This window comes from Pectobacterium sp. 1950-15 (genome assembly GCF_037136835.1).
Classification (GTDB): Bacteria; Pseudomonadota; Gammaproteobacteria; order Enterobacterales; family Enterobacteriaceae; genus Pectobacterium.
The window spans coordinates 169949-194658 of record NZ_JBBBQR010000002.1 but is presented as its reverse complement, the minus strand read 5'-3'; the positions used below and the strand labels follow the sequence as shown (position 1 = coordinate 194658).

At 51.1% G+C, this 24710-nt stretch carries 27 protein-coding genes and 1 other RNA gene; 12 read left to right on the top strand and 16 right to left on the bottom strand.

Features of this window, described 5'->3' with window-relative positions; translation table 11 throughout:
- Positions 1-163 precede the first annotated feature (163 nt).
- The 3 genes from WCT94_RS02930 to rhaT all read right to left on the bottom strand — a co-directional run bounded on the left by WCT94_RS02930 (position 164) and on the right by rhaT (position 2266).
- Positions 164-490 (bottom strand): hypothetical protein, encoded by a 327-nt coding sequence (locus tag WCT94_RS02930; protein ID WP_336867861.1) that lies wholly within the window; start codon positions 488-490, stop codon positions 164-166.
- An 89-nt stretch (positions 491-579) separates the two neighbouring features.
- Positions 580-1119, bottom strand: a complete 540-nt coding sequence (locus tag WCT94_RS02925) for a hypothetical protein (RefSeq protein WP_336867860.1) — start codon at positions 1117-1119, stop codon at positions 580-582.
- A 112-nt stretch (positions 1120-1231) separates the two neighbouring features.
- Positions 1232-2266, bottom strand: coding sequence for an L-rhamnose/proton symporter RhaT (rhaT, locus tag WCT94_RS02920; RefSeq protein ID WP_336867858.1), 1035 nt, complete (start codon positions 2264-2266; stop codon positions 1232-1234).
- A 324-nt stretch (positions 2267-2590) separates the two neighbouring features.
- On the opposite strand from rhaT, the gene WCT94_RS02915 reads away from it, so the two are divergent.
- A complete protein-coding gene (locus WCT94_RS02915; RefSeq protein WP_010285299.1) occupies positions 2591-3097 on the top strand; it encodes a TIGR00645 family protein in 507 nt (168 codons plus the stop codon).
- Between the two features lie 94 nt (positions 3098-3191).
- Positions 3192-4229, top strand: a complete 1038-nt coding sequence (locus WCT94_RS02910) for an NADP-dependent oxidoreductase (RefSeq protein WP_336867857.1) — start codon at positions 3192-3194, stop codon at positions 4227-4229.
- Positions 4230-4279: 50 nt separating this feature from the next.
- On the opposite strand, the gene WCT94_RS02905 is transcribed toward WCT94_RS02910, so the two are convergent.
- The 9 genes from WCT94_RS02905 to WCT94_RS02865 all read right to left on the bottom strand — a co-directional run bounded on the left by WCT94_RS02905 (position 4280) and on the right by WCT94_RS02865 (position 11349).
- Positions 4280-4582 carry a DUF2645 family protein gene (locus WCT94_RS02905; RefSeq protein WP_336865781.1) on the bottom strand — a complete coding sequence of 101 codons (303 nt, stop codon included), beginning with the start codon at positions 4580-4582 and terminating at the stop codon, positions 4280-4282.
- Positions 4583-4594: 12 nt separating this feature from the next.
- A complete protein-coding gene (locus WCT94_RS02900; protein ID WP_336867856.1) occupies positions 4595-4903 on the bottom strand; it encodes a DUF2645 family protein in 309 nt (102 codons plus the stop codon).
- Positions 4904-4989: 86 nt separating this feature from the next.
- On the bottom strand, positions 4990-5268 hold the full coding sequence (locus WCT94_RS02895; RefSeq protein ID WP_336868080.1) for a DUF2645 family protein: 279 nt from the start codon (positions 5266-5268) through the stop codon (positions 4990-4992).
- Positions 5269-5304: 36 nt separating this feature from the next.
- Positions 5305-6063, bottom strand: a complete 759-nt coding sequence (locus tag WCT94_RS02890) for a hypothetical protein (protein WP_336867854.1) — start codon at positions 6061-6063, stop codon at positions 5305-5307.
- Between the two features lie 6 nt (positions 6064-6069).
- Positions 6070-6549, bottom strand: coding sequence for an Hcp family type VI secretion system effector (locus tag WCT94_RS02885; RefSeq protein ID WP_336867852.1), 480 nt, complete (start codon positions 6547-6549; stop codon positions 6070-6072).
- Positions 6550-6884: 335 nt separating this feature from the next.
- Positions 6885-8096, bottom strand: coding sequence for an FAD-dependent 2-octaprenylphenol hydroxylase (gene ubiI / locus WCT94_RS02880; protein ID WP_336867851.1), 1212 nt, complete (start codon positions 8094-8096; stop codon positions 6885-6887).
- A gap of 28 nt (positions 8097-8124) precedes the next feature.
- Positions 8125-9303 carry a 2-octaprenyl-6-methoxyphenyl hydroxylase gene (gene ubiH / locus WCT94_RS02875; RefSeq protein WP_336867849.1) on the bottom strand — a complete coding sequence of 393 codons (1179 nt, stop codon included), beginning with the start codon at positions 9301-9303 and terminating at the stop codon, positions 8125-8127.
- A gap of 45 nt (positions 9304-9348) precedes the next feature.
- Positions 9349-10674: a Xaa-Pro aminopeptidase gene (gene pepP / locus WCT94_RS02870; protein ID WP_336867848.1), complete on the bottom strand. Its 1326-nt coding sequence runs from the start codon at positions 10672-10674 to the stop codon at positions 9349-9351.
- A gap of 87 nt (positions 10675-10761) precedes the next feature.
- Positions 10762-11349 (bottom strand): YecA/YgfB family protein, encoded by a 588-nt coding sequence (locus tag WCT94_RS02865; protein WP_012773156.1) that lies wholly within the window; start codon positions 11347-11349, stop codon positions 10762-10764.
- A gap of 192 nt (positions 11350-11541) precedes the next feature.
- Between WCT94_RS02865 and zapA the strand changes: the two genes are divergently transcribed.
- The 3 genes from zapA to WCT94_RS02850 all read left to right on the top strand — a co-directional run bounded on the left by zapA (position 11542) and on the right by WCT94_RS02850 (position 12810).
- Entirely contained in the window at positions 11542-11871 is a 330-nt protein-coding gene (gene zapA, locus WCT94_RS02860; protein ID WP_012773157.1) for a cell division protein ZapA, read from the top strand.
- Between the two features lie 74 nt (positions 11872-11945).
- Positions 11946-12129: non-coding RNA, 6S RNA (ssrS, locus tag WCT94_RS02855), on the top strand.
- A 39-nt stretch (positions 12130-12168) separates the two neighbouring features.
- On the top strand, positions 12169-12810 hold the full coding sequence (locus WCT94_RS02850; RefSeq protein WP_336867846.1) for a 5-formyltetrahydrofolate cyclo-ligase: 642 nt from the start codon (positions 12169-12171) through the stop codon (positions 12808-12810).
- Here WCT94_RS02850 and nadR read toward each other — a convergent pair.
- The 3 genes from nadR to serB form a co-directional block, all read right to left on the bottom strand.
- Entirely contained in the window at positions 12807-14060 is a 1254-nt protein-coding gene (nadR, locus tag WCT94_RS02845) for a multifunctional transcriptional regulator/nicotinamide-nucleotide adenylyltransferase/ribosylnicotinamide kinase NadR (protein ID WP_336867845.1), read from the bottom strand. The genes WCT94_RS02850 and nadR overlap by 4 nt on opposite strands.
- Positions 14061-14189: 129 nt before the next feature.
- Positions 14190-15572 (bottom strand): DNA repair protein RadA, encoded by a 1383-nt coding sequence (gene radA, locus WCT94_RS02840; protein WP_336867844.1) that lies wholly within the window; start codon positions 15570-15572, stop codon positions 14190-14192.
- Between the two features lie 17 nt (positions 15573-15589).
- Positions 15590-16567 (bottom strand): phosphoserine phosphatase, encoded by a 978-nt coding sequence (serB, locus tag WCT94_RS02835; protein ID WP_336867843.1) that lies wholly within the window; start codon positions 16565-16567, stop codon positions 15590-15592.
- 156 nt (positions 16568-16723) lie between these two features.
- On the opposite strand from serB, the gene WCT94_RS02830 reads away from it, so the two are divergent.
- Entirely contained in the window at positions 16724-17422 is a 699-nt protein-coding gene (locus WCT94_RS02830; protein WP_336867841.1) for a YtjB family periplasmic protein, read from the top strand.
- A gap of 54 nt (positions 17423-17476) precedes the next feature.
- Here WCT94_RS02830 and WCT94_RS02825 read toward each other — a convergent pair whose 3' ends face one another.
- The gene (locus WCT94_RS02825) at positions 17477-18412 is read right to left on the bottom strand and encodes a hypothetical protein (protein WP_336867839.1); all 936 of its coding nucleotides are present in this window, start codon (positions 18410-18412) and stop codon (positions 17477-17479) included.
- Between the two features lie 300 nt (positions 18413-18712).
- Between WCT94_RS02825 and prfC the strand changes: the two genes are divergently transcribed.
- The 6 genes from prfC to WCT94_RS02795 all read left to right on the top strand — a co-directional run bounded on the left by prfC (position 18713) and on the right by WCT94_RS02795 (position 24626).
- On the top strand, positions 18713-20302 hold the full coding sequence (gene prfC, locus WCT94_RS02820) for a peptide chain release factor 3 (RefSeq protein ID WP_336867837.1): 1590 nt from the start codon (positions 18713-18715) through the stop codon (positions 20300-20302).
- 549 nt (positions 20303-20851) lie between these two features.
- Positions 20852-21460, top strand: coding sequence for a molecular chaperone OsmY (gene osmY, locus WCT94_RS02815; protein WP_336867835.1), 609 nt, complete (start codon positions 20852-20854; stop codon positions 21458-21460).
- Between the two features lie 151 nt (positions 21461-21611).
- The gene (locus WCT94_RS02810; RefSeq protein ID WP_012773166.1) at positions 21612-21773 is read left to right on the top strand and encodes a DUF1328 domain-containing protein; all 162 of its coding nucleotides are present in this window, start codon (positions 21612-21614) and stop codon (positions 21771-21773) included.
- Positions 21774-21944: 171 nt separating this feature from the next.
- Entirely contained in the window at positions 21945-22133 is a 189-nt protein-coding gene (locus WCT94_RS02805; protein WP_336868079.1) for a CsbD family protein, read from the top strand.
- Between the two features lie 114 nt (positions 22134-22247).
- Positions 22248-23045 (top strand): TatD family hydrolase, encoded by a 798-nt coding sequence (locus WCT94_RS02800; protein WP_336867834.1) that lies wholly within the window; start codon positions 22248-22250, stop codon positions 23043-23045.
- Positions 23046-23348: 303 nt separating this feature from the next.
- On the top strand, positions 23349-24626 hold the full coding sequence (locus WCT94_RS02795; RefSeq protein WP_336867831.1) for a NupC/NupG family nucleoside CNT transporter: 1278 nt from the start codon (positions 23349-23351) through the stop codon (positions 24624-24626).
- The last annotated feature ends 84 nt before the right edge of the window (positions 24627-24710 follow it).

Below are 24710 nucleotides of genomic sequence, written 5' to 3'. Positions count from 1 at the left end.
ATGCAGATAATTTTGGCGCGTTTCTGATGATGTCAGAACGGATTGAGTAATGTGTTGAGGTGAAATTTTTTTATCGTTAGGTCCTCGCCTTTTTTACATTCAGGGTGTGAATCAACAGTGATGTCTCGGAGTGGAGAGAAAACCGTATAAAATAGTAAACAGGTTAACGGTGCTTTAAACGAAAAGCCTCGTTCAGTTCTACTTCGTCTTCGGTATCCCCATCTTCAAAGCATTTGAAAGATTTCTCGCTGAGTGTTTTCCGCATGAGTGCGTACAGATCGACAGATTTAACATTAACCTGTAGCCACAGCGCGCCATCGTTCTCGTCGATCAGGCGGACGTCGTACTCAGCGCTATTGGCTAGGGCTTTGTCTTTCAAATAAACATCACCGTTTTCGGCACGAATGCAGGTCTCACTGCGTTTAATCGTACTTATTACATCTTGAGCAGTCGAGGCATCATCAAAGATTAGTTTGTACTCATAGCTCATGTTCTGGGTGTCCGCTGTTAGGTCTCACTATCTTCATCAGAGCCCTGCCTCAGTATTCTTGCCATTCTGGATTTGCTATTTATTTTTACCTAAATCTCAGGCAGGTCGATATTATTTTGGGAAAGAATCATGGCTATTTTTCTTATAAACTCAACCGGAAGCGTTGTTGGTGTTCCATACATATCGACTATTCCGACCTCAACGACACTATCAACAAGAGAAGAAAATTCTTCAATATCTTGAGATGCAATTGATTGGGCAAGATCTCGCGGCATATCATCACCCCGGCCATTGAGCGGCAGTAGCGCCCCTGTTCTTTCCCATTCAAGCAGACTGCCACTCTCAGGATAACGACTAAGGTGAGCTAGCAACGCATCTATCGAAGGGTGTTGAATCAATTTTGCGTGGCAATAAGCCTGTAAACAGGCGGATGCATAGCGCTGTAAATCCCGTGGGGAAAGCCCTGTCATGTTACTCAACGTCGTTGAAGCCTTCATTTCTTTTTGTTTCCACAAAATTAAAATTCTCGAACGTCGGATATTCATCCAAAAATTCATCGCTGCGAATGAAGCTATCGAGTGGCTTATGCTTTTTGGTCGCGAAAATGATGGCATTGATTTTTTCATCATTTTCCGAATTCACAATTCGCCCGATTAATATCAACGGCCAGCGTAGTTTTCCGAGCTGTTGTCATCACGTTCGGTAATCGCTCTGTTAGCACCGAACGTGATGATAAGGCACTTACGCGGCCATGCCTAACCCGACAATATTCGCCGCCAGAATAATGACCATACCGCCGAGAACCAACATGCGTACCGGTTTCTGACCCGCGGCTTTCCATTCCTTAAACAGTAAGCCGACGATACCGCCGCACAGGACATAGAAACTCATGTGCAGCATCCAACTGATATAGGTGTAATCGGCCGGAATGTTGGCATGTCCCCAGGCATAGAAGAAAAACTGCAAATACCACATGATGCCGCCCAGAATGGCGAAGAGCGCATTGGCAATCAGTAACGGTTTGGCCTGTGCCAGATCGGCTTTTAATGAAATGCTTTTGCAGGTAGCCAAACGGATGAAACAGAAGCCCAGATTCACGACGGCACCGCCGCCCATAATCACCACGTAGCTGGGAAGGGCGACATACAGCGCATTGATCCCCAACGTCTGTGCGGCGGTGTGCATGGGTTTTGCGGCGTCCATTGCAAAGGACATACCTGCGGAGAAGATGCCGCACATCACGGCCAGAATCAGCCCTCTTTTCAGGTTGAATTCCTCGGCGCGAATGCCGAGTACACGCTCTTTCAGTAAACCCGCGTAGCTAACAATCGCAACGCCTATGACTGCGACCAGCACGCCCAGTAGCGTCATGCGGCCGCCTGCCGAGCCAAACAGAACCGAGAACTTTCCTTGCAGGACGGGCGTCATCAGCGTGCCGATAATCAGCGTTACGCCGATGGCGATCCCGATGCCCATCGACATGCCAAGGTAACGCATCGTCAGGCCATAGTTGATATTGCCGATGCCCCACATGGCGCCGAAGAGAAAGATGGGGAGTAGGGTCGCCATATCGAACGAACCGTAATAACGCCAAAAATCGGGAAGTAGCCACCAACTGATGCTCCAGGGCAGGATAATCCACGAGAAAAACCCGCCCAGCGACCACATGGTTTCCCACGACCAGTTTTTGACCTGCTTAAACGGTGCATAGAAACAGGCCGCGCTGGCCGCACCGATGAAGTGCCAGAAAATACCAAGGAAAATAGGATCGCTCATGCGTAACCCCTTGTTTTATTTTGTGGTAAGCCTGTATCCGGCTCTGAAGGTAGAGTGCAGTGTATGATTGTTGCCAGACCTGCTGGCGCCAGACAGTGTAGGAAGGTGAAACAGGGCGAACCTTCAGATGCGTGCCATGAGGATTGGGAGAACGGCATCGGTTTGAAGGTAGGAGCAGGCAGGATCACAAAACGCGGAATTTATCTCTGGGGCACGGTGGGGAAGTGCATTCTGTAAAGGGAACATTTTGCTCAAGAATTGATTAACACCACAGCAGGACTTTTCGCTATGATTTCCCTCTTTTCCACCTGCATATAGTGAGTTATGGAACGTTTTATTGAGAATCTGATGTATTCATCGCGCTGGCTGCTTGCCCCTGTTTATCTCGGGCTGTCGCTGGGATTGCTGGCTCTGGCGATCAAGTTTTTCCAGGAGGTGTTCCACGTCCTGCCTAACATCCTGGATATTGCTGAAGCGGATTTGGTGCTGGTGTTGCTGTCACTGATCGATATGACGCTGGTTGGCGGGTTGTTGGTGATGGTGATGTTGTCCGGTTACGAGAACTTTGTCTCGGCGTTGGATATCTCCAAAGGCAGAGAAAAGCTGAACTGGCTCGGTAAGATGGACTCCGGCTCGCTGAAAAATAAAGTGGCTGCCTCTATTGTCGCTATCTCGTCTATCCACCTGCTGCGTGTGTTCATGGATGCCCGCAATATCCCGGATAACAAACTGATGTGGTATGTGATTATCCATTTGACGTTTGTGCTGTCTGCGCTCGTCATGGGGTATCTGGATCGCATGTCGCGTTACGAAAAAAGTAAAACAGCATAATCAACGCCGCACGGTTTGCGTAGCCAGAAGAAAGAAGCGATCCTATTGTTAACGAAGTGATTTTATCAACGCGCTTTGTCTAATGGAGGATATTATGCCGCAAACCGATCGCATTAACCGCCGTGTGGTTTTGGCTCAACGCCCGCACGGCGCGCCGACACAAGAGAATTTTCGTCTGGAACAGCAGGCAGTTCCATCCGTAGATGCGGGGCAAGTGCTGCTGCGCTCCGTGTTTCTTTCCCTCGATCCTTATATGCGTGGCCGCATGAGCGACGCCCCCTCTTATGCTAAACCCGTCGAACTGAATGACGTGATGGTCGGTGGAACCATCAGCCGCGTGGTAGAGTCAAAACACCCGGATTATCAGACGGGTGACTGGGTGCTGTCCTTCAGCGGCTGGCAGGATTATGCAGTTTCTGACGGCAAAGGATTAACCAATCTGGGGCAGTCGCCGACCAATCCTTCCTACGCGCTGGGCGTGCTGGGGATGCCGGGCTTCACCGCGTATATGGGGCTGACGGATATCGGCCAGCCGAAAGCGGGTGAAACTTTGGTGGTAGCCGCCGCGACTGGTCCGGTCGGCGCGACGGTTGGTCAGATCGGGAAATTGAAAGGCTGCCGCGTTGTTGGCGTAGCTGGCGGGGCGGAGAAATGTCGCTACGCAGTTGAGGTTCTGGGGTTTGATGTTTGCCTCGATCACCGGGCGGATGATTTTGCCGAACAGCTGAAACAAGCCTGCCCGCAGGGCATCGATATTTACTTTGAAAACGTCGGCGGGAAAGTCTTTGATGCTGTGCTGCCGTTGTTGAATACCTCGGCACGTATTCCGGTGTGCGGATTAGTCTCTGGCTACAATGCAACAGGCCTGCCGGACGGGCCGGATCGTTTACCGCTGCTGATGGGGACGATCCTGAAGAAACGCATTCGGATGCAGGGATTCATCATTTTTGATGATTATGGTCATCGCTTTGATGAGTTCTGGAAGGATGTGTCGCCGTGGGTGGCAGAAGGTAAGATCAAATATCGGGAAGAGATCGTCGACGGCTTGGAAAACGCTCCCGACGCCTTTATCGGCCTGCTGCACGGCCGCAACTTCGGCAAATTAGTGGTCAGAGTCGGACCGGATGCCTGATACACCAGACTCGCCGCTGCGGCGGCGAGTTTTGCACTCGACAGAGTATGTTACCAGTACGGGCAGATAGTCACACGTGTATAGAAACTTCCTGAGTAATACATGAGAATAACAAGGTAAGTAATTATTCTTGGTGGTGTTCGTTTGACCAAAAGAAAAGGGATAGACAAAGGGATGATAATGAAATTTGAAAAACTATCAGCATAACTTCTCGGGTTTTCACAAAAATTTTTAAGCGAGCTGTCACCAAATAGCCACCCAGGCTCGATTGATGAAAAAGCATTAATTAAGAAAAAGCACAAGATCGAGTAAGCGTAGAAATAAACGTTGTAGGTATAGTTTTTTTTCAGCATTTTTAGGTTTTTTTAGTTGGCTATTGAACAAACACTAATGCGTGTATAGAAACGGTATGAGTGATACATCAGGATAGTAAGGTAGGTGAAGATTCTAAGTGGAGTTCTTTTAACCAGAAGAAAAGGGATAGATAAAGGAACGATAATAATACTTAAGAAACCATCAGCATCGGCTCTCGGCACTTCACAGAAATCTGCAACTGAGTTGCTATCTATCATCCATTCATATTCGATGGTAGAAAAAGCGTTAATTAGAAAAAAGCATAAGGCAGAGTAGGTATAAAAATAGACGTTGTAGATATAGCCGGTTTTCCTTAACATTTATCAATCACCCAGCCGTTTTTAGCCGCATATTAATGATGTTTTTTTATAACCCCAGGCTACTATGCGAAAGGGGCATGGTTTTTTTAGCAAAAATTAAATCTAATATAAAAACTCCAAAAATAATAAAACAATAAAATAATATAAGTAATTACCCTGGGTAAACTTTTCTTTACAATGAAGAAAGGGATAGATAGCGGGATGATAATAAACGAAAAGAAACCATCGGAATCGCCTTCAGGTATCTCACAGAGATTTCTTATTTCTACCCCATCAACCATCCCTTCATAATCTCTTATTGAGGTGATCAATATAATCAAGGCACAGAGAATCGAATAAAAATAAAATAGAATATTGTAAGTCATGTTGCTATAGTTTGGCATGTAAGAGTTCTCGGAATTTTAATTACTGTCACTATTCTGGGGCGGAGTCGTAACCTCATAAAGCAGTTTTGTTATTTTTTCTCGATGGTTTAGCATCGATCTACCGTATGACGACCAGTTCCTTTCTTCATAAGAGATTTTTTCTACATCATTTATCGATCGAATAAAATCACTGTGGCTGCGTTCAATACCTCTGTTATAGCGTGAACCTGCAAGGATGAACTGCTCGTCGGTTAGGTTCAACGTGTCAGCACCAGGGTAGTCGTAATTGATTAACTCGTAAAGATGGCGTGCGACCATTGTCAGGTTAAAATTATCCTTATTTAAGCAGATGGAGATGTATGTTGCTTCAGCATTCCTTAGTGCACTGGGATTCTTGCCGAAAATTTCGGCAACCACCCTAATTTGCATGGCGATAATACCTATTGATGTTTTCTCTGGGGACGGTATGATTTTTTCCTTTCCTGGCCAACCACTGTAAGAATGCACCACCTGCCTGCCAAATAATGTTGGATATTTGAAATAGTCAACCATTCCTCCGGCTTCTGCATGGGCAACCGATGCGAGAAGAATAGAAGGTATTTTATATTGTCGGGCTATTTCTTTTATTTTTTCTCGATGGAAAACGATATAGCCATCTTTGTATTTGTTTAAATAATCATCACCACCAAATGTTTTCCACCAAGCAGCATCAAGCGAAGACCAGCGCGGATAGTTCTTTCCCCAATCGGAAAAACTAAGGTCGCATTCGTTGATAATATCATTGAATTTATTCATGGCTTATCAGTACATATTTTCAGTTAATATGCTGTACCCTGATGTACCTGCGATATTGTGCTGGCAGGTAATACTCTCATAACGCAGGCTTAGAGTTTCAAACGGCTGCATATCGTTATGGGTCAATGAGTTGGGGTTTTGGTTAGAGAGGTTGACAATAGAGGCATCTCTCAATGTGATTGTCATGTAGTTCTCTTGGGTCCCGCTGGCGGAGGTACGGTAATACCTCAATTCAACTTCCGTTAGCTCATTGTTGGCGATGCTGGTGAGCAAGAGCGGTGTGGATTTATCAACGACTTTGGTCACAGAAAAGGGGTGATGATTGACGTGTCGATCTCTTGATAGATCGTAATTTGTGGCATAAACAAAAATTTCATCTTCGTGACCAGATATATGTTTATTTCCTACCGAATCGATACTTAAACACCCTTCAGAGATCAGTCCCTGAATTTTTCCGGTGATCTTCATGAAAATAGAATTAGCCATTCGTGCAACTCCCTGTTAAAAAATCCTTGTTGGGAAAGTTATAACGTAAATTTTGATTGAACAAAAGAAGAACTCGACTATTTAATAGGAAATATGATTCCTATCAGAAAGATCTCTTTTCCAAAATTCTATAATTGATTGTTTTTAATGGTAATTAGCTGAAATGGATAGGGGTTTATTACTCTGCTAATTATGTTTTGATGATGGATTTATTATATCAATAATGGTCAATTAAATAAAAAATGGGCTAAAGAAATTAGTGATTTAATTAAGGTGAAGGCGTTATTGATAACTCGCCGCTTAAGCGGCGAGATGTATTATTTATTCCGGTTTTATTATTTTCCGGCGCTAAGCCAGTCTGGGAGATCGTGCAATCCCATTGCCTGACGTACCAGAGTGGGTTTAATGCCGGGCAATTTATCCGCCAGCACCAGACCGACATCACGTAGTAGTTTTTTCGCCGGATTGTCGCCGTCAAACAGCTCACGGAATCCCTGCATGCTGGCGAGCATCACCGCTGCGCTGTGTTTGCGGCGGCGCTCATAGCGTCGTAGGTAAAGATGTTGTCCGATGTCTTTGCCCTGTGTCTGTAAACGCTTCAGTTCCGCAATCAGCTCGGCGACATCCATGAAGCCCAGATTGACGCCTTGTCCTGCCAGCGGATGAATGGTGTGCGCCGCATCGCCGACCAGCACCAGTCGGTGTGCTGCGAAACTGCGAGCGTAGCGTCCGGTCAGCGGGAAAGTCTGACGCTCGCTTTCCAGCTCACACAGCCCCAGACGCATATCAAACGCCATGGCGACCTGACGATTGAATTCTTCTACAGACAGGTTCTGCATCGCCTGAGCCTGTTCCGGTGAAAGCGACCAGACAATCGAACAGAGGTGCGGATCGTCCAGTGGCAGAAACGCCAGAATACCGTCGCCGTGAAACGCTTGACGTGCGACGGATTGATGGGGCTGTTCGGTACGAATGTTGGCGACCAGTGCGTGATGGCCGTAATCCCAAAAGGTCAGCGGAATATCCGCATGCTGACGCAGCCACGAATGCGCGCCGTCCGCAGCGACCACTAGCCGAGCGGTCAGCATGCTGTCGTCCTGCAAGGTAATAAAGGCTTCATTCTCGCCCCAGGCGACCTGTTTTAGCGATGCGGGAGAGAGCAGGGTGATGTCGCTTAATTGGGCGGCGCGCTGCCACAGTACCTGCTGAATCACTGGATTTTCAATGATATGGCCAAGGTGGGAAAAGCCGAACTCTTCGCCGCTAAAACTGATTTTGCCGAAGCTGTCTTTGTCCCATACCTGCATGTCATTGTAAGGGCTGACGCGTTGCGCCACGAGGTTTTCCCAGATGCCGATATGGCGCAGGAGACATTCACTGGCGGCATTGATGGCGGAGACGCGCAGCGCATGATCTTTCCCGAGCGGCTGAGGTTCGGCCGCCTGTTTCTCCAGCACGGCAATACGCAGGCCGCTACCCTGTAAGCCGCAGGCCAGCGCCAGACCGACCATACCGCCACCGGCAATAACCACGTCGAATGATTGCATTTCCGTATTTTCCTGTTGGCGAGCTTAATTAACGTTCTACCCAGCCCAGTGTGCGACGGGCAAAGGCGTCGCGCATCAGCGGCAGGTTATTCATGGCGATGAGGCCCAGATTGCGGCTAACGGCCAGCGTGGCATAGCGGTTGGCGAATAGCCTGACCAGCCCATCGGTGATCGCCACTGTGGCGTGTTGATCGGGCACGCGCCGCTGCTGATAGCGGTTGAGGACCGTGTACTGACCGATATCCTGCTGATTTTTTGCTGCCTCGACGAGGGTTTCCGCCAGCGACATCACATCGCGAATCCCCAGATTAAAGCCTTGTCCGGCAATCGGGTGCAGCGTCTGTGCCGCGTTACCCACCAGTGCTAGTCGATGGCTAATATGCTGGCTGGCCGTGAGTAAGCGCAGCGGGTAGCTGTGGCGTTCGCCGATGTGGGTGAACCGCCCCAGGCGCCAGCCAAAAGCCTGCTGTAGCTGCTGGCAAAATTCAGCCTCGCTCCATCCATCGACCTCATGTTGACGGTGTTTATCATGGCACCAGACGAGTGAGCAGCGACCGTTACTCATCGGCAAGAGCGCCAGCGGGCCGTGCGGGGTAAACCGCTCGAACGCGCGGCCGCGATGAGGTTCGGCTGTCGTCACATTGGCGATCGTCGCGATCTGATCATAATCATGCTGCTGCCATTGAATGCCGCAAGACCGCGACAGCATGGAGCGCGAACCGTCGGCGGCGACCAGCAGTTGGCCTGCTAGCTCGGTACCGTCGTCCAACGTGAGCGTCGCATTATCCTGCGTCCGCGTAACGGCAACCACTTTGGCTGGGCAGTGCAGGCGTACGCCCGGCGCTTGTTGTAGCAGGGAGAACAGACGCTGTCCAACGTCGTGCAGTTCAACCACATGGCCTAAGGCCTGAACGTGATAGTCCGAGGCTTTCAGGTTCACCACGCTGGCGTGCCCGCGTTCGCTGACGTGAATATCGGTTATCGCCGTGGCATTGCCCGACAGCGCTTGCCAGATGCCCAGTGTTGCTAGCTGCTGGCGTGTGCCGTCAGACAGCGCGAGGGCGCGTGCGTCAAAACCCGGGTGTTCCTTGTCGAGCGGCGAATACGCCTCGATAAGATCGACCGGGATTGTGCCCTGTGAAAGCCGCGATATCGCCAGTGCCAGCGTCGCGCCAGCCATTCCGCCACCAACAATCATGACCGCCATGCTGTTGTCCTTTGCAATAATCTCGTTGCCCTTTGAAAATGCGGCTTAGTGTTGCTTGTCATGCCATTGCGCCATCAGCGCTTCAATGTCATCGGCGTCTTTAACTACGCCAGCCGTCAGGTTTTCGTTGCCGTTTTCGGTGATCACGATGTTATCTTCGATACGCACGCCGATTCCCCGGTACTGCTGCGGCACTTTGGCATCGGGTGCGATGTAAAGACCGGGCTCAATGGTCAGTACCATACCCGGCTCAAGCGGACGGCCCCGGTCGGTTGTGCCGTAATCCCCCACGTCATGCACGTCCAGACCCAGCCAGTGGCTGAGGCCATGCATGAAGAACTGGCGATGTGCCTGTTCGGCAATCAATTCTTCCACGTCACCTTTCATCACGCCGAGTTTGATGAGCCCGCTGACCATCATGCGCACCACTTCTTCGTTTACTTCGCGGATGCTGCGGCCTGGGGCAAACAGCTCCAGTGCGCGCAACTGCGAACGCAGCACGATGTCGTAAATGGCGCGCTGAGGCGCAGTAAACTTGCCGTTGACGGGGAAGGTACGGGTAATATCGCCAGCATAGCTTTTGTATTCACAACCTGCGTCAATCAGCACCAGATCGCCGTCACGCATTTGCGTTTCGTTCTCGGTGTAATGCAGGATACAGGCGTTCTCACCGCTGCCGACGATGGTGTTGTAAGAAGGGTAGCGTGCGCCGTGGCGGGTAAATTCGTGGTGAATTTCGCCTTCAAGCTGATATTCATACATGCCGGGACGGCATTTTTGCATGGCGCGCGTGTGGGCCAGTGCCGTAATTTCACAGGCGCGGCGCATGACGCTGATTTCCGCAGGCGATTTGAACAGGCGCATCTCATGCACCCACGGACGCCAGTCGGTCAGCGTGGCGGGGGCTGCAAACCCCTGACGGGTGCCGTTGCGCAAAGTGTCCAGCGCGGCGAAGACCAGCTTGTCGGCATAATCGTATTGCCCTTGCGCGTGATACACCACGTCCAGACCGTTCAATAGTAGGTGCAGTTGTGTGCTGATTTCGCCAAACGGCAGGGCGCGATCAACGCCGAGTTTGGCGGGTGCCGCTTCCTGACCGAGACGGCGACCAAACCAGATTTCGGCCGTCAGATCGCGTACGCGGTTGAAGATCACGCTGTGATGATGTTTGGCATCGCTTTTTACCAGCAGCAGGACGGCTTCTGGTTCATTGAATCCGGTGAAATACCAGAAATCACTATTTTGACGATAAGGATAGTCACTGTCGGCATTGCGCTGCGCTTCCGGCGCAGAAAAAATAATCGCCGCGCTGCCCGGTGTCATTTTTTCCAACAGACCCTGACGACGACGAAGAAATTCTTGTGGATTCATCACCTGCTCCTGAAAGTAGTCCGTGCGGTTACCTTTCCCTTCCGCTCCGAATAAGGCATGCCTGACATACGACGGCTTGCATAAAAATCAATGCAGCGTCGGTTTTTGCTGTTCGGGCGCAGTCGCAACGCGTTGGCTGGTAAATTCGTTATGGCACAAAATGGCAGAAACGCGAACGTACTCAATGACTTCTTCCAGCGATTGCTCCAGCTCTTCCTGATCTTCATCTTCGTCGTAGCCAAGCTGTGCGATGTTGCGCAAATCTTCAATGGCTTCTTTCAGTTCGCCTTTGGCTTTGTTCAACTGCGGCTGAACCACGCCCAGCCCAAGCAGGAAGTGGTTGACCCAGCCTGCCAGCGCGTCGGCGCGATCGAAGACGCTCACTTCATCTTGTGAGTCGTCAGGCAGGAAAAGCTGGAACAGAAAGCCATCATCTTCCAGTGCTTCACGTGTGGCCTGATACAGGTCCTGAAGCGGTTGCGACAGCGTTTGGGTAAACGCCATGCCTTCATTCGTCAGTTCAAAAACCAGCGTTCTCCAACTGTCGTCATGGTTTCCACCACACAGCATCCCACTGATCAAACCGTGCATTTCTGCTGCGGTCAGCGCGACTTGCTGTTGGTGAAGCAGTTGGTCAAGGCCTTCATAGGCGGGAAACGTATTCTCTATAGACATGCGGATTCGTCATCGTTGGCTGGATTGGTTCGTGCTATGCTACCACCAAGCTCCCTTTCGATACCAGAAAGGGCTTGTATCTTAGATCTCGGCTATATATAGTGGCGCCCGCTTTAACGAACCCGATGTAACGGGTAATGCTCATGCTATGCGGCACGCGGGCGCAAGAACGACAAAAGGCAGGAAGGTGGTATGTCTGCACAACCAGTAGATATTCAAATTTTTGGCCGTTCGTTAAGAGTGAATTGTCCGCCAGAACAACAGGATGCGTTGAATCAGGCTGCGGAAGATCTTAACCAGCGGTTGCAAGATCTTAAAGTTCGCACTAGAGTCACAAACACAGAGCAACTGGTGTTTATTGCCGCGCTGAATGTGTGCCATGAACTGGCGCAGGAGCGGGGTAAAACCCGTGATTATGCGTCGAATATGGAACAGCGTATTCGTATGTTACAGCAGACCATCGAACAGGCGTTGCTGGAACAAGGGCGGATCACGGAACGCCAGGGTGCGCAATTTGAATAACGTCGTATTTTGACAAAAGTACGGTGTTTTTACGCGATAAGACGTGCTAAGGTTTATCGCGAGTAACGAATAAAATTTCTCTGAGATGTTTGTCAGCGGGCCAGTCCCCTGAGCCGATATTTCATACCAACAGAATGTAATGCTCTGCGGTTGGTGAGCACGCTCGGTTCGTCCGAGAAGCCTTAAGACTGCGACGTTATGTTCACCTTGAACCAAGGGTTCAAGGGTTACAGCCTGCGGCGGCATCTCGGAGATTCCCTTTCTTTTATCATTCTTGACCCGTGGCGAATGCAGCCCATGTCATCTTCTGATTCATCGACATCTCCCGATACATCACTTTCTTCTACGACAGCATCACGTCAGCAGATTCGTCAGGCTGTGCGACAACATCGGCGTTTACTAACGCCAGAGCAGCAGGCGTTATTTGCACAACAGGCGTGTGAGCGCGTCATGGCACACCCGAAAATCATACGGGCTGATAGCGTGGCGGTATTTTTGTCTTTTGATGGCGAACTGGGTACTTCCCCGTTGATTCAACAGCTGTGGCAGCAGGGAAAGCGTGTTTATTTGCCGGTTCTACATCCGTTTCGCGCCGGGCATCTGCTGTTCCTGCGCTATGCGTCGGACACCGAATTGGTACGCAATCGTCTAAAGATTATGGAGCCGCGTCTGGACGTGCGTCAGGTACTGCCGTTACCGCAACTGGACATCCTGCTGACGCCGCTGGTGGCGTTTGATCATCAAGGGCAGCGGCTTGGTATGGGCGGCGGTTTTTACGACCGTACGTTGCAGTACCGCAACCAGATGTCTCGCGGGCCTTACCCGATTGGCCTGGCTCACGATTGTCAGCAGGTTGACGCACTGCCAGTGGAAAGCTGGGATATTCCGCTGCCGGAAATTATTACTCCCTCTCGCCATTGGCAGTGGAACACGCGCTAGCTTTTGATCGATTCGGGCGAACGATCGTGGCCCAACATCTGCTGTACCAACTCCACACAGTGCAGGAAGCGTGAGTCGTAGTCCGACTCTTTGATGTAAACGTACGGGATATTATTGTCAGCCAGCATTGTTTTCAGCAGGTTCTGGAACTCCGAGCGGGCGGTGGTGCTGCCTAGACTGCGCAGTCCGTCGGCCACCCACGGCGTGTTGTTTTCCAGCAAAATCACCAGATCGAAGCGGTATTCGTCGATCAGCGCCTGAACGAACGGGTGTTCACGACCTTCATATTTCTTGCAGAATGCCTGCGTGGTGACGAAATCGGTGTCGATAAAGGCCACTTTATTGGCGTATTTGACTGCAAAGTCAATGTACTGTGCCTGACCCAGCGCGATCTTGTCGTAGTCGGAATATTGCAGTGCCATTTCGTCGCCGCCCAGATGAGAGAACACGTAATCGCGACCGTATTCCCAGGCGCTGGTGGTGTTGAAGATATTGGCCAGTTTGTTCACCAGCGTGGATTTACCGCTGGATTCGCCGCCAAGAATAGCCACGGTACGCACAAAGAACGGTTTCACCTCGGTCGGGATATAGTCCCAATAGCGGAAGGGATCGTGACGAATCTGCGAACCGCTGATGTTCATAAAGGAGCGCTGCGGGTCGATCAGGACGGCCTCAATGCCCAGATGCTCACGGTATTGCGGGGCATCCTGTTCTTCGCTGGTGTAGACGAAATTGGGCGTGATGCTTTTTTCCTGCATGAACGCCTGAATCCCTTTACTCCACACATCCCAGCCGTGCGGGTAAGGCTCCATCCCTTGCTCATTAAAGGCATGAATATGAATGTTTTTCTGATACTTAAAGGTCTGTAAGAGCCAGCGCAGGCGGTCACTGACGGTAGGCTGCTGCGACATCGAGCTGTTTTCAAACAGCAGTCGGTCGCGTGGTTCGTCATAACCTAAAATCACATGCAGTTCATCGACCTGGCTGCAGGCGCGCTGAATCAGATAAATGTGGCCGGTGTGTAGCGGATAGAACTTGCCGAAGACGACGCCAATACTCTTTTCGTAGCGCGGGAATTCCAGTTCAAGAAAGCGATGCAGCGCTTCCAGCTTCTGCGCGCTAGGGCTTTTTATTTTGGCATTAAGTAATTGACTGAGATAGCCTTTGGTCATATCGGTCGCATCGGCAACCTGCTGTAGGGTGCAACCCTTCTGCCGGATGGCGGATTTCAGGTAATCAAATGATGACATGGTGCAGGACTCTTGTTTAGCTTACTAAACAAAGTACCACAAAACACGGCAACCTCCGCTACTCTTTCACACCGCAGTTAGCTCAGGGCGAACAGGGGAAAAGGCAGCAGAGGGCTGTCTGGGGTCTGTTTAGAGATCGTCTAAGATCGCCAGCGCGTCGGCCAGCTTTTTCACGCCGAATACCTGCATACTGGCAGGCGTTTTCTTCGGCATATTGGCATGAGGAACGATGGCGCGTTTGAAGCCGTGTTTGGCGGCTTCGGTAATCCGCTCTTGTCCGCTGGGAACCGGGCGGATTTCGCCCGCCAGACCGACTTCACCGAATATGACGAGATCCTGTGGCAGCGGGCGGTCGCGGAAGCTGGAGACCAGTGACAACAGCAGCGCCAGATCGGCGCTGGTTTCGGTGACTTTGACGCCGCCGACGACATTCACGAACACATCCTGATCCGACATCTGCAAGCCGCCGTGGCGATGCAGTACCGCTAGCAGTATGGCTAACCGATTTTGCTCCAGCCCGACCGCTACGCGGCGCGGGTTGGACATCATCGATTGATCCACCAGCGCCTGAATCTCAACCAGCAGCGGGCGCGTGCCTTCCCACACCACCATAACGGAACTGCCGGACGTCACTTCATCCCCGCGGCTGAGGAAAATCGCCGACGGATTGCTGACCTCGCGTAGTCCTTGCTCCGTCATCGCGAATACGCCCAGCTCGTTAACGGCACCGAAACGGTTTTTATGGCTGCGCAGGGTGCGGAAGCGGGAATCAGCATCGCCATCCAGCAGCACGGAACAGTCGATGCAGTGTTCTAATACTTTCGGCCCGGCGAGCGATCCGTCTTTGGTGACGTGGCCGACCATCACGATGGCGACGCCGCGCGTTTTGGCGAAGCGCGTCAGGTAGGCTGCGGTTTCACGCACCTGCGCTACGCTGCCGGGAGACGATTGAATATCGGCGAGGTGCATGACCTGAATGGAGTCGATCACCATCAGCTTCGGCTGTTCCTGCTCGGCAATCAGGCAAATCTGTTCAATGCTGGTTTCCGACAGCATATTGAGATTCTGGGTCGGCAGATTAAGGCGGTGTGCCCGCATCGCCACCTGCTGCAAGGATTCTTCCCCGGTGACGTACAGGGTTTTCATATTTTCTGACAGCTTGCAGAGCGTTTGCAGCAGCAGGGTACTTTTACCCGCGCCGGGGTTACCGCCGATCAGAATCGCGCTGCCGGGGACGACGCCGCCGCCCAACACGCGGTCAAATTCCTGAAAACCGGTAGAAAAACGGGGCAGGGCTTCAAGGCTGATTTCCGAAAGCTTTTGTACCCGGCTGACGCCGGCACTTTCGCCTGCATAGCCGGAGAGACGGTCGGAACGTGATACGGACGCCGATGCCAGACGCACTTCGGTAATGGTGTTCCAGGCATGGCAGGCGCTGCACTGCCCTTGCCAGCGCGGGTAATCAGCCCCGCATTCATTACATACAAACGCCCGTTTGACGGCTTTTGCCACGTATCACCTCCTACTGATTAACGCTTTTCGTGTCTCATACTGCCGCTGAGAATGCACAGCACGCCTGTCAGGTCGGCATGGCGAATGGTGACTGCTGACTGTTCATTGACTTTCGGCTTGGCGTGGTAGGCAATGCCTAAGCTGGCGGCCTTGATCATCGGCAGATCGTTCGCGCCGTCGCCGATGGCAACGGTCTGATGCATTGGGATTTCCAGCTTTTCCGCCAGCTGTTGCAGCGTGGTCGCTTTATATTTTGCATCGACAATCTGACCTATCACTTCGCCGGTCAGCTTGCCGTCTTGCATGCCTAATTCGTTGGCAACGGCGGCAACCAAACCGAGTTCGTCACGCAAATAATCGGCAAAGTAGGTAAACCCGCCCGATGCAATGGCTACGTGCCAGCCTGCTTCCTGAAGCTGGCTGACCATATTACGCAGGCCCGGCATCAGCGGCAGCGTTTTACGTACTGTTTTTAAAATATTTGCGTCGGCACCTTTTAATGTTCCCACGCGCTGACGCAGGCTGGCCGCAAAATCCAGCTCGCCGCGCATCGCGCGTTCGGTGACTTCAGCGACCAGTTCGCCTGTGCCCGCCAGCTTGGCGATCTCATCAATACATTCGATCTGAATCGCGGTGGAATCCATGTCCATTACCAGTAATCCCGGTGAACGCAGCGTCGGCGCGTTACGCATGGCCGCAACATCGATCCCCAGTTCATGAGCCAGCTTGGTGGCCCGTGGCGTCAGCGTGCCGGCTAAACGCACGACCTGATAATCGCCCACGTTCCAGGCGCTTACGATCACCATCGCGCTGCCCAGTTTACGCTGGTAGCGAGAAATCAGGTTCTTATCGAGGACGTCGCTATAAATAAGCCAGCCAGTATCGCCAGCGCGGTAGTCAAGCGGCATCACTTCGTCACCGCTCAGTGATAATGGCAGTCCCGGCCAACAGTTGATCTCATCAGGAAGATCACGATAGGTCAGACTATTCGACATGGAGAACATCCTCTGCTGGCAGTAGTGCGATAAAGTCGTGCGATAAAGAGGGATGTGGCGTCGACCAAACATATCCCTCCAAAAACTGGGCAACAAGCTATCCTATCGTCGGCGCTTCTGGCAACATGAAAGTATCCAAATCGTGTAAGGATTATCATGGTTCGCGCCCGGGTGAAATTTCGTCTACACCGCACGGCAATTGTGCTGATTTGCCTCGCCCTGCTGGTGGTATTAATGCAAGGGGCGTCCTATTTCAGTTTGAGCCACCAGATGGCGCGATCTGAACAGGTTGAAGATCTGGCGCGCACGCTGTCCAGACAGGTGGCTTACAGCCTTTCTCCGCTGATGGGCAGCGTGGATGATAATAGCCAAAAGATTAATACCATTCTCAAACAACTTACCGATCATAGCCGTATTCTGGATGCTGGTGTGTATCAGCAGGACGGCTCGCTGGTGGCGCATGTTGGTGAACAGGTACAACTGCGAGATCGGCTGGCGTTGGACGGCAATCGGGTCGGCAGCTACTTTAACCATCAGCTGGTGCAGCCGATTGAAGGGAAAGAAGGGCCTATCGGCTTCCTGCGTATCACCTTAGATACCCATGTGCTGGCGACCGAAGCCAGACAGGTAGACAACACCACCAATATTCTGCGCCTGATGATTTTGCTGTCGTTGGCTATCGGCATCATTCTGACCCGAACGCTGTTGCAGAATCGTCGTACTCGTTGGCAACAGTCGCCTTATCTTCTCACGGCGAGTACACCCGTGAAAGAAGAAGAGGACGAGGCAGAGAGCGATACGCGGCCGAACGATGGGACGGTAGTGAAAAAGGACGAGGAAGAGAAAGGCCTCTGATGTGCCCGACGGCCACCCCGTACAAACGCCGTGTTTGTACGGAGGGCGGTGTGGCTATTTCAACTGCTGCTGAAACTGGAACCAGTGAGACTGAAATTTGCTGATGACGGAGAGATGATCGTTTTGGGTATAGCGGTCAGACGCCGTTGCAGAGATATAGTTACGAAAGCTGTCAAACAGCGAATTAGCAGGCGTTGAGGCTGCAAGAGAAAAGATTTGCTGCCGTTGAACCTGCGTGGCCGATGTGCCTTCCGCATTTTTCTGTAGTTCCAGGAACGTCGTGTTTGTCTTCTCGGTGTCTCCCGCGTCGACGCTGCGCTGATACTCATCTTGCAGAATGTTTTTTTCCAGGTTACTCAGCGCATCAGACTGGTATTTGATGAAATCCTGAATATCTTTATCGGCTTTCTGGTGGGCGCTGCTATCCACATAGCGGTTTTTCAGTTCTTCCAACTTTGCGGCTTTTAGCGTGATTTCGATGCTATCAGTGGTATAGCTCCACGTTGTTACATCAGATGGTTTCGACAGTGCTTGATGAACCAGACCGACAAAATCCTCTTTACTGATGCCGCTGTCTTCTTTGAGGTTATTTGACCAGAGCTCAAGTGCCATTTCGTTTGTGCCGATGGGGTCAACCGATAACTTGATGTCTGGGTTAGTATTGGTCGTGTTGCTTTGCTGAATGAGATTCCGTGTTTTAAGAATATCCTCTAGCGCTTTACTTTTCTCCTCCTCAGTCAAGGAGGAAGAGGGGGGGGTACCTGCATTTTCTTTCAATCGTGCCAGCGCTTCCGCAGAAATTTTTATACTGTTGGGGAAGGTGACGGTTTTTCCGGTAATCGGATCGACGACTTTTATGCTGTCACGGTTGGTTGTAATGGACTTTGCCGTTGTCGATTTTTCTGTCGTTGACTGTGCTGTAGCCGATGGTGTCGCGGTGCTTTGGGCCTGAGAATTGCTATAACCCGTATTATTTACAGACAAGCTCATACTCTCTCCTTAAGTGCGATCAAGTGGTTAAATGTTAACCTGAGTGTTATCGGCAAATGTAACCCAACTCTTTAAAAATGTTTCCATGTGTGATTATTGCGGTTCGGTACTGAATAACGGAGAAGGAATACGGGCAATCGTGCTCTGCCTGCGGTTTATGCCATCACCGATTGTGTCTGCACGTTAAATCAGGGAAAATGCTCGGCTACAGTTTATTTCCGCTTTGCCTGACGATCTGCCATCGGTGTGTTGTTGACTTGATGCTGACGCCGGGTGGCTAACAAAAGAAACCTGAAAATCATGTCTCCAAGTGAATACGCCCGCGAAGTCTCTAAAAGAAGAACGTTCGCTATCATTTCTCACCCCGATGCCGGTAAAACCACGATTACCGAAAAGGTCCTGCTGTTCGGACAGGCGATCCAGACTGCCGGTACGGTAAAAGGGCGTGGTTCGAACCAGCATGCAAAATCCGACTGGATGGAGATGGAAAAGCAGCGTGGTATCTCAATCACCACGTCCGTAATGCAATTTCCCTACCGTGATTGTCTGGTTAACCTGCTCGATACCCCAGGGCACGAAGACTTCTCCGAAGATACCTATCGTACGCTGACGGCGGTGGACTGCTGCCTGATGGTGATCGACGCCGCAAAAGGGGTCGAGGATCGTACACGTAAGCTGATGGAAGTCACGCGCCTGCGCGACACCCCGATTCTGACGTTCATGAACAAACTTGACCGTGACATCCGCGATCCAATGGAAGTGCTGGATGAAGTCGAGAGCGAGCTTAAGATTGCCTGCGCGCCGATTACCTGGCCGATTGGCTGCGGCAAGCTGTTCAAGGGTGTGTACCACCTTTATAAAGATGAAACCTATCTGTATCAGACGGGTAAAGGCCATACGATTCAGGAAGTGCGCATCGTTAAAGGGCTGGATAACCCGGAACTGGATACTGCGGTTGGCGAAGAACTGGCTGTACAGCTGCGTGAAGAGCTGGAGCTGGTGAAAGGTGCATCGCACGAATTTGAGCTGGATGCGTTTCTGGCAGGCGAACTGACGCCGGTCTTCTTTGGTACGGCGCTGGGTAACTTTGGCGTTGACCACATGCTGGATGGCCTGGTTGCCTGGGCACCCGCGCCGATGCCGCGTAAAACGGATACCCGTGAAGTCACGGCGGCGGAAGAGAAATTCACCGGCTTTGTGTTCAAGATTCAGGCCAACATGGACCCGAAACACCGTGACCGCGTGGCGTTTATGCGCGTGGTGTCCGGGAGATATGAAAAGAGCATGAAGCTGCGTCAGGTGCGTACGGGTAAAGACGTGGTGATTTCAGATGCGTTGACCTTCATGGCGGGTGACCGTTCCCACATTGAAGAAGCCTATCCGGGCGATATCATCGGGTTACACAACCACGGCACCATTCAGATTGGCGATACGTTTACGCAGGGTGAAGACATGAAATTCACCGGCATCCCTAACTTTGCGCCGGAACTGTTCCGTCGTATCCGCCTGCGCGATCCACTCAAGCAGAAACAGCTGCTGAAAGGGCTGGTACAGCTGTCTGAGGAAGGCGCGGTGCAGGTCTTCCGTCCATTGACCAATAATGATCTTATCGTGGGTGCGGTCGGTGTGTTGCAGTTTGATGTGGTCGTTGCCCGTCTGAAAACGGAATACAACGTTGAGGCGATTTACGAGTCGGTGAACGTTTCTACTGCGCGCTGGGTTGAGTGCAGCGATGTGAAGAAATTCGAAGAGTTTAAGCGTAAGAACGAACTGCATCTGGCGCTGGATGGCGGGGATAACCTGGCCTATGTGGCTCCGACGATGGTTAACCTGAACCTGACGAGGGAGCGCTACCCAGAAGTGACGTTCCACCAAACGCGCGAGCATTAATCTTTATAATGCACTCATTTTTATAACAGCATCGGCTCACAAAGACATGGATTGATGCGCCACGGTTTCACGAAAAGATCGGTGGCTGTGGCGTTTAAATCGTGACCATATTGTTAAAATAATCATCACCCGGTTATGTTTGGTTTGAGGCCAATTATGCCGGGTGTTTTTATTTTTAAATTAGTTAAAAATCAATGCGTTAGTTTTTTATTTTTTCCTGCGTTATGTCGTCCCTCGGTGCAACAGACAAATCTGAATTGCGATACATATTCTCTCGAACCCCTGTGATTTTCCATTCTGTGGGCTATAGTTAACAACGTGTTAACTGATTTAGCTTGTTCAACTGTTAACGTAATTTAAGTTGGTTCATTATTTTGATTTGTTTCGTATTTGCAACTCAATGCTCTGATTTTTTTCATGCAAGAAGAGGGAATCATCGGAGCGTGGGTAACGTCATTATCACCTTGATTTGCTAATGACTGTGCAGGCGCTAACGTGACCCAAATAGCTTATTTCGGGTTTATAGAGAGCATAAGAAGGAAGACATCGATGAAAAAGACCACATTGACACAATCGCTGATCGTAGTTGCTCTGGGTTCGATTCTGGCTGGCGGCGCCATGGCGGAAGAGACGTTGGGGCAGAAAGTAGAACGTATCGCGGATACAACTGGTGCAAAAATCGATAGCTCCGCCAATAAAGCCTCTGGCTACATGAGTGACAGCGCTATCACAGCAAAAGTGAAGAGTGCGTTGCTGGAAGACAAATCGATTACCAGCAGCGACATTTCGGTTGAAACGTCAAACGGCGTCGTTACGCTCACGGGCTTTGTCGGCAGTCAGGCATTGGGTACCCGAGCGGTGGAAATCACTACGCAGGTTGAGGGCGTCCAGTCTGTCAGCGATAAATTGCAGGTGAAAGATGCTCAGTCTCAATCGGTTGGCGCTTACGCCGATGATGCTGTGATTACCAGCACGATTAAAGCCAAACTGCTGGCGGATGATATTGTTCCGTCCCGTAAAGTGAAAGTGGAAACACAGGCAGGCGTGGTGCAACTGAGCGGCGGGGTGGATAACAAAGCGCAGTCTGAGCGCGCAGAAAGTATTGCGAAGGCCGTTGACGGTGTGAAAAGCGTCAAGAACGACCTGACGGTTAAATAATCATCGCCATTTCACACGGGGTTATCCGGCATAGCGGATAACCCTACCTAATCCGCATAATAAAACACCATCTGTGGATACGCAGTCAGGACGCAAGAATCGCGTCAGGATGACCACCATGATTTTTCATTTTGTCTGGTAAGGAGAGCGTATGTTTCGTTGGGGCATTATATTTTTAGTTATCGCACTTATCGCGGCAGCACTGGGTTTCGGCGGACTGGCCGGTACAGCAGCTGGCGCGGCGAAAATCGTCTTTGTGGTCGGTATTATTCTGTTTCTGCTTAGCTTGTTCACTGGTCGAAAACGGCCGTAGCACAGCGTATTCTTTCATTCTTTCTGTATAGAAAGAAATGTCATACAGAGCACACAGCCGCGCCACGCGGCTGTCACATTTTATCGGCACACTATCTTTACTGGCATACTATCTTTTACTGATACTGCCCGCATATTTGCTGCATTTCGACAGTTTATCAGGAGGGTTATGATGAATAGCGATATCGTTGTTGGCAAATGGAAACAGTGGAAAGGAAATTTCCTGGCGCTGTGGGCCGATTGGTTTGACAGCGACTGCGCTTGGCTGGAAGGGAGTAATGATTACTTGTCCGGCGTTTTGCAAGAGGGTTACGGAAAAGCGTACGACGAGGTATCCTCAGAGAAAACCACGTTACACTGAGGCCCTACCGCAACGACAAATCCTATTCTGCCATGATGCTTTGGCAAGATATCATTTGCTCGTCGATTAGGTCGCCTCATTCTGGTGGACTTAATCTTGACGGAGAGAAGCGACGTGCCTTCCGAACGATACCGGTTTATCGACACCCACTGTCATTTCGATTTCCCCCTCTTTTACGATGATGCACCGGAAAGCTTGCGTCTGGCACAAGGCGCAGGGGTTGAGCGCATCATTATTCCCGCCGTGGCTTCTCAGCATTTTGAACGCGTGTTGACGCTTGCCCGTACTTACCCTCCGCTTTACGCGGCGCTTGGCCTCCACCCGCTTTATATCGCCGAGCATCAGGAGGACGATCTGATTCGTCTGGAAGACGAACTGCGGCAACAGCCTGCCAGACTGGTCGCGCTCGGTGAGATTGGGCTGGATCTCTATATGCCGGAACCGCAGTTCGAGCGGCAGCTTACCTTCCTTGAGGCTCAGCTTCGGCTGGCGAAAAAATACGATCTCCCGACGATCCTGCACTCGCGGCGCAGCCACGATAGGCTGGCACAATTGCTCCGCCGTATCGACGTGCCGCGTACCGGTGTGGTTCATGGGTTTGCGGGCAGTCTGGCGCAGGCGCAGGCCTTTATCCGACTGGGTTATTACATCGGTGTCGGGGGAACCATTACCTACGACAGGGCAAATAAAACGCGTCAGGCGATTGCGCAACTGCCGTTAGATCGGTTGCTGCTGGAAACGGATGCTCCCGATATGCCGATGAGTGGCTATCAGGGGCAGCCAAACCGACCCGAGCGTATTTCGTGTGCGTTTCAAACGCTGTGTGAGCTACGCACAGAACCGCCAGAGGAGATAGCCGAGGCGCTCTGGCAGAATTCATTCAGACTGTTTGGACGGCTCACTCCGGCATAACGCTGCTACCGTTATGTTGCAACCCTTCCCCGAAAGCGGAGGCCTGTTTGCTTCCGCTTTTCTCTTATTTCTGTGCAACAACAGACAGAACAGTCATTTCGATTTCATATACCAACCACTAAATTGTGATGGAGATCACTTTTTAGTGTTTTGGACTGTTCGATGTTGTATGTATTTGTGACATAAATTAGCGACCTTTTCGGGCCACTCTTTATAATCGGCTCGCCAGCACGTGCTTACTGCTTTGGCGAAATGATTTTTTATTATGCTTTCACTTTTTTCACGCGTTATAGGGAACTGCACATGCAACTCGTTATGAGTCTCATCGGCATGATTGTTCTGATTTTATGCGCGGTTATGTTATCGAATAACCGTAAAGCGATCAGATTGCGCACCGTCGTCGGTGCTTTCATTCTTCAGATTGGTATCGGCGCGCTGGTGCTATATGTACCAGTAGGACGCAAAATTCTGGAGGGCATGACGAGCGGTGTAGCAAACGTTATCGCCTACGGAAATCAAGGCGTTTCGTTTATGTTTGGCGGTCTGGTCTCCGACAAAATGTTCGAAGTCTTTGGCGGTGGCGGGTTTGTTTTCGCACTCCGTGTATTGCCGATTATCGTCTTTTTCTCTTCTCTGATCGCCGTGCTGTACTACATGGGCATTATGCAGTTGGTCATCAAGGTGCTCGGTGGCGGATTGCAGAAACTGTTGGGAACCTCCCGTACCGAATCGCTCTCAGCAACGGCCAATATTTTTGTCGGCCAAACGGAAGCGCCGCTGGTGGTTCGCCCGTATATCGCCAACATGACGCAGTCAGAGCTGTTTGCGGTGATGTGTGGCGGGTTGGCCTCGATTGCAGGTGCCGTGATGGCGGGCTATGCCCAGATGGGCGTGCCGCTGGAATATCTGATTGCGGCCTCCTTCATGGCGGCACCGGGCGGGTTATTGTTCGCTAAACTGATGGTGCCGGAAACGGAAAAAACGCACGACCATGACGAAATGGTAGGCTTTGTCGATGAAGACGATCGCCCGGCTAACGTCATCGATGCGGCGGCAAGCGGTGCGGCTTCCGGTATGCAGCTGGCACTGAATGTGGGGGCGATGCTACTGGCGTTTATCGCCCTGATCGCCGTGTTGAACGGCATTCTGGGCGGGATCGGCGGCTGGTTTGACTACCCGCAGCTGTCGCTGGAACTGATTCTGGGCTGGTGCTTTGCGCCTATTGCTTTCCTGATTGGTATTCCATGGAGTGAAGCCACTGTGGCGGGCTCGTTCATTGGGCAAAAGCTGATTGTTAACGAGTTCGTGGCTTACATGAATTTCAGCCAATATTTGAAAGCGGATGACGTGGTACAGGCCGCTGGTTTGCAGGTTCTGTCTGAGCATACCAAAGCTGTGATTTCGTTCGCGCTGTGCGGCTTTGCTAACCTTTCGTCTATTGCTATTCTTATTGGAGGTTTGGGCAGTATGGCACCGACTCGGCGTCAGGATATTGCCCGCTTTGGTTTGAAAGCGGTCGCGGCAGGTACGCTTTCTAACCTGATGAGCGCCTGCATCGCAGGGTTCTTCCTGGCCCTGTAATGTAACCAGGCATTCTTGCAGTAGCGAGATGATGGGCGGCGAAAGTCGCCCATTGTTCGTTTAAATCCCTACGTTATTCAGGGA

Coding starts and splice junctions, on each gene's coding strand:
- WCT94_RS02830 (WP_336867841.1), top strand. CDS start 16,724: ATGGTTCGCGCCCGGGTGAAATTTCGTCTACACCGCACGGCAATTGTG.
- WCT94_RS02900 (WP_336867856.1), bottom strand. CDS start 4,903: ATGTTAAGGAAAACCGGCTATATCTACAACGTCTATTTTTATACCTAC.
- WCT94_RS02905 (WP_336865781.1), bottom strand. CDS start 4,582: ATGCTGAAAAAAAACTATACCTACAACGTTTATTTCTACGCTTACTCG.
- WCT94_RS02810 (WP_012773166.1), top strand. CDS start 21,612: ATGTTTCGTTGGGGCATTATATTTTTAGTTATCGCACTTATCGCGGCA.
- WCT94_RS02805 (WP_336868079.1), top strand. CDS start 21,945: ATGAATAGCGATATCGTTGTTGGCAAATGGAAACAGTGGAAAGGAAAT.
- WCT94_RS02885 (WP_336867852.1), bottom strand. CDS start 6,549: ATGGCTAATTCTATTTTCATGAAGATCACCGGAAAAATTCAGGGACTG.
- WCT94_RS02865 (WP_012773156.1), bottom strand. CDS start 11,349: ATGTCTATAGAGAATACGTTTCCCGCCTATGAAGGCCTTGACCAACTG.
- WCT94_RS02890 (WP_336867854.1), bottom strand. CDS start 6,063: ATGAATAAATTCAATGATATTATCAACGAATGCGACCTTAGTTTTTCC.
- ubiH (WP_336867849.1), bottom strand. CDS start 9,303: ATGGCGGTCATGATTGTTGGTGGCGGAATGGCTGGCGCGACGCTGGCA.
- WCT94_RS02910 (WP_336867857.1), top strand. CDS start 3,192: ATGCCGCAAACCGATCGCATTAACCGCCGTGTGGTTTTGGCTCAACGC.
- nadR (WP_336867845.1), bottom strand. CDS start 14,060: ATGTCATCATTTGATTACCTGAAATCCGCCATCCGGCAGAAGGGTTGC.
- WCT94_RS02895 (WP_336868080.1), bottom strand. CDS start 5,268: ATGACTTACAATATTCTATTTTATTTTTATTCGATTCTCTGTGCCTTG.
- WCT94_RS02795 (WP_336867831.1), top strand. CDS start 23,349: ATGCAACTCGTTATGAGTCTCATCGGCATGATTGTTCTGATTTTATGC.
- WCT94_RS02915 (WP_010285299.1), top strand. CDS start 2,591: ATGGAACGTTTTATTGAGAATCTGATGTATTCATCGCGCTGGCTGCTT.
- ubiI (WP_336867851.1), bottom strand. CDS start 8,096: ATGCAATCATTCGACGTGGTTATTGCCGGTGGCGGTATGGTCGGTCTG.
- WCT94_RS02825 (WP_336867839.1), bottom strand. CDS start 18,412: ATGAGCTTGTCTGTAAATAATACGGGTTATAGCAATTCTCAGGCCCAA.
- WCT94_RS02925 (WP_336867860.1), bottom strand. CDS start 1,119: ATGATGAAAAAATCAATGCCATCATTTTCGCGACCAAAAAGCATAAGC.
- osmY (WP_336867835.1), top strand. CDS start 20,852: ATGAAAAAGACCACATTGACACAATCGCTGATCGTAGTTGCTCTGGGT.
- serB (WP_336867843.1), bottom strand. CDS start 16,567: ATGTCGAATAGTCTGACCTATCGTGATCTTCCTGATGAGATCAACTGT.
- rhaT (WP_336867858.1), bottom strand. CDS start 2,266: ATGAGCGATCCTATTTTCCTTGGTATTTTCTGGCACTTCATCGGTGCG.
- zapA (WP_012773157.1), top strand. CDS start 11,542: ATGTCTGCACAACCAGTAGATATTCAAATTTTTGGCCGTTCGTTAAGA.
- pepP (WP_336867848.1), bottom strand. CDS start 10,674: ATGAATCCACAAGAATTTCTTCGTCGTCGTCAGGGTCTGTTGGAAAAA.
- WCT94_RS02850 (WP_336867846.1), top strand. CDS start 12,169: ATGTCATCTTCTGATTCATCGACATCTCCCGATACATCACTTTCTTCT.
- prfC (WP_336867837.1), top strand. CDS start 18,713: ATGTCTCCAAGTGAATACGCCCGCGAAGTCTCTAAAAGAAGAACGTTC.
- WCT94_RS02930 (WP_336867861.1), bottom strand. CDS start 490: ATGAGCTATGAGTACAAACTAATCTTTGATGATGCCTCGACTGCTCAA.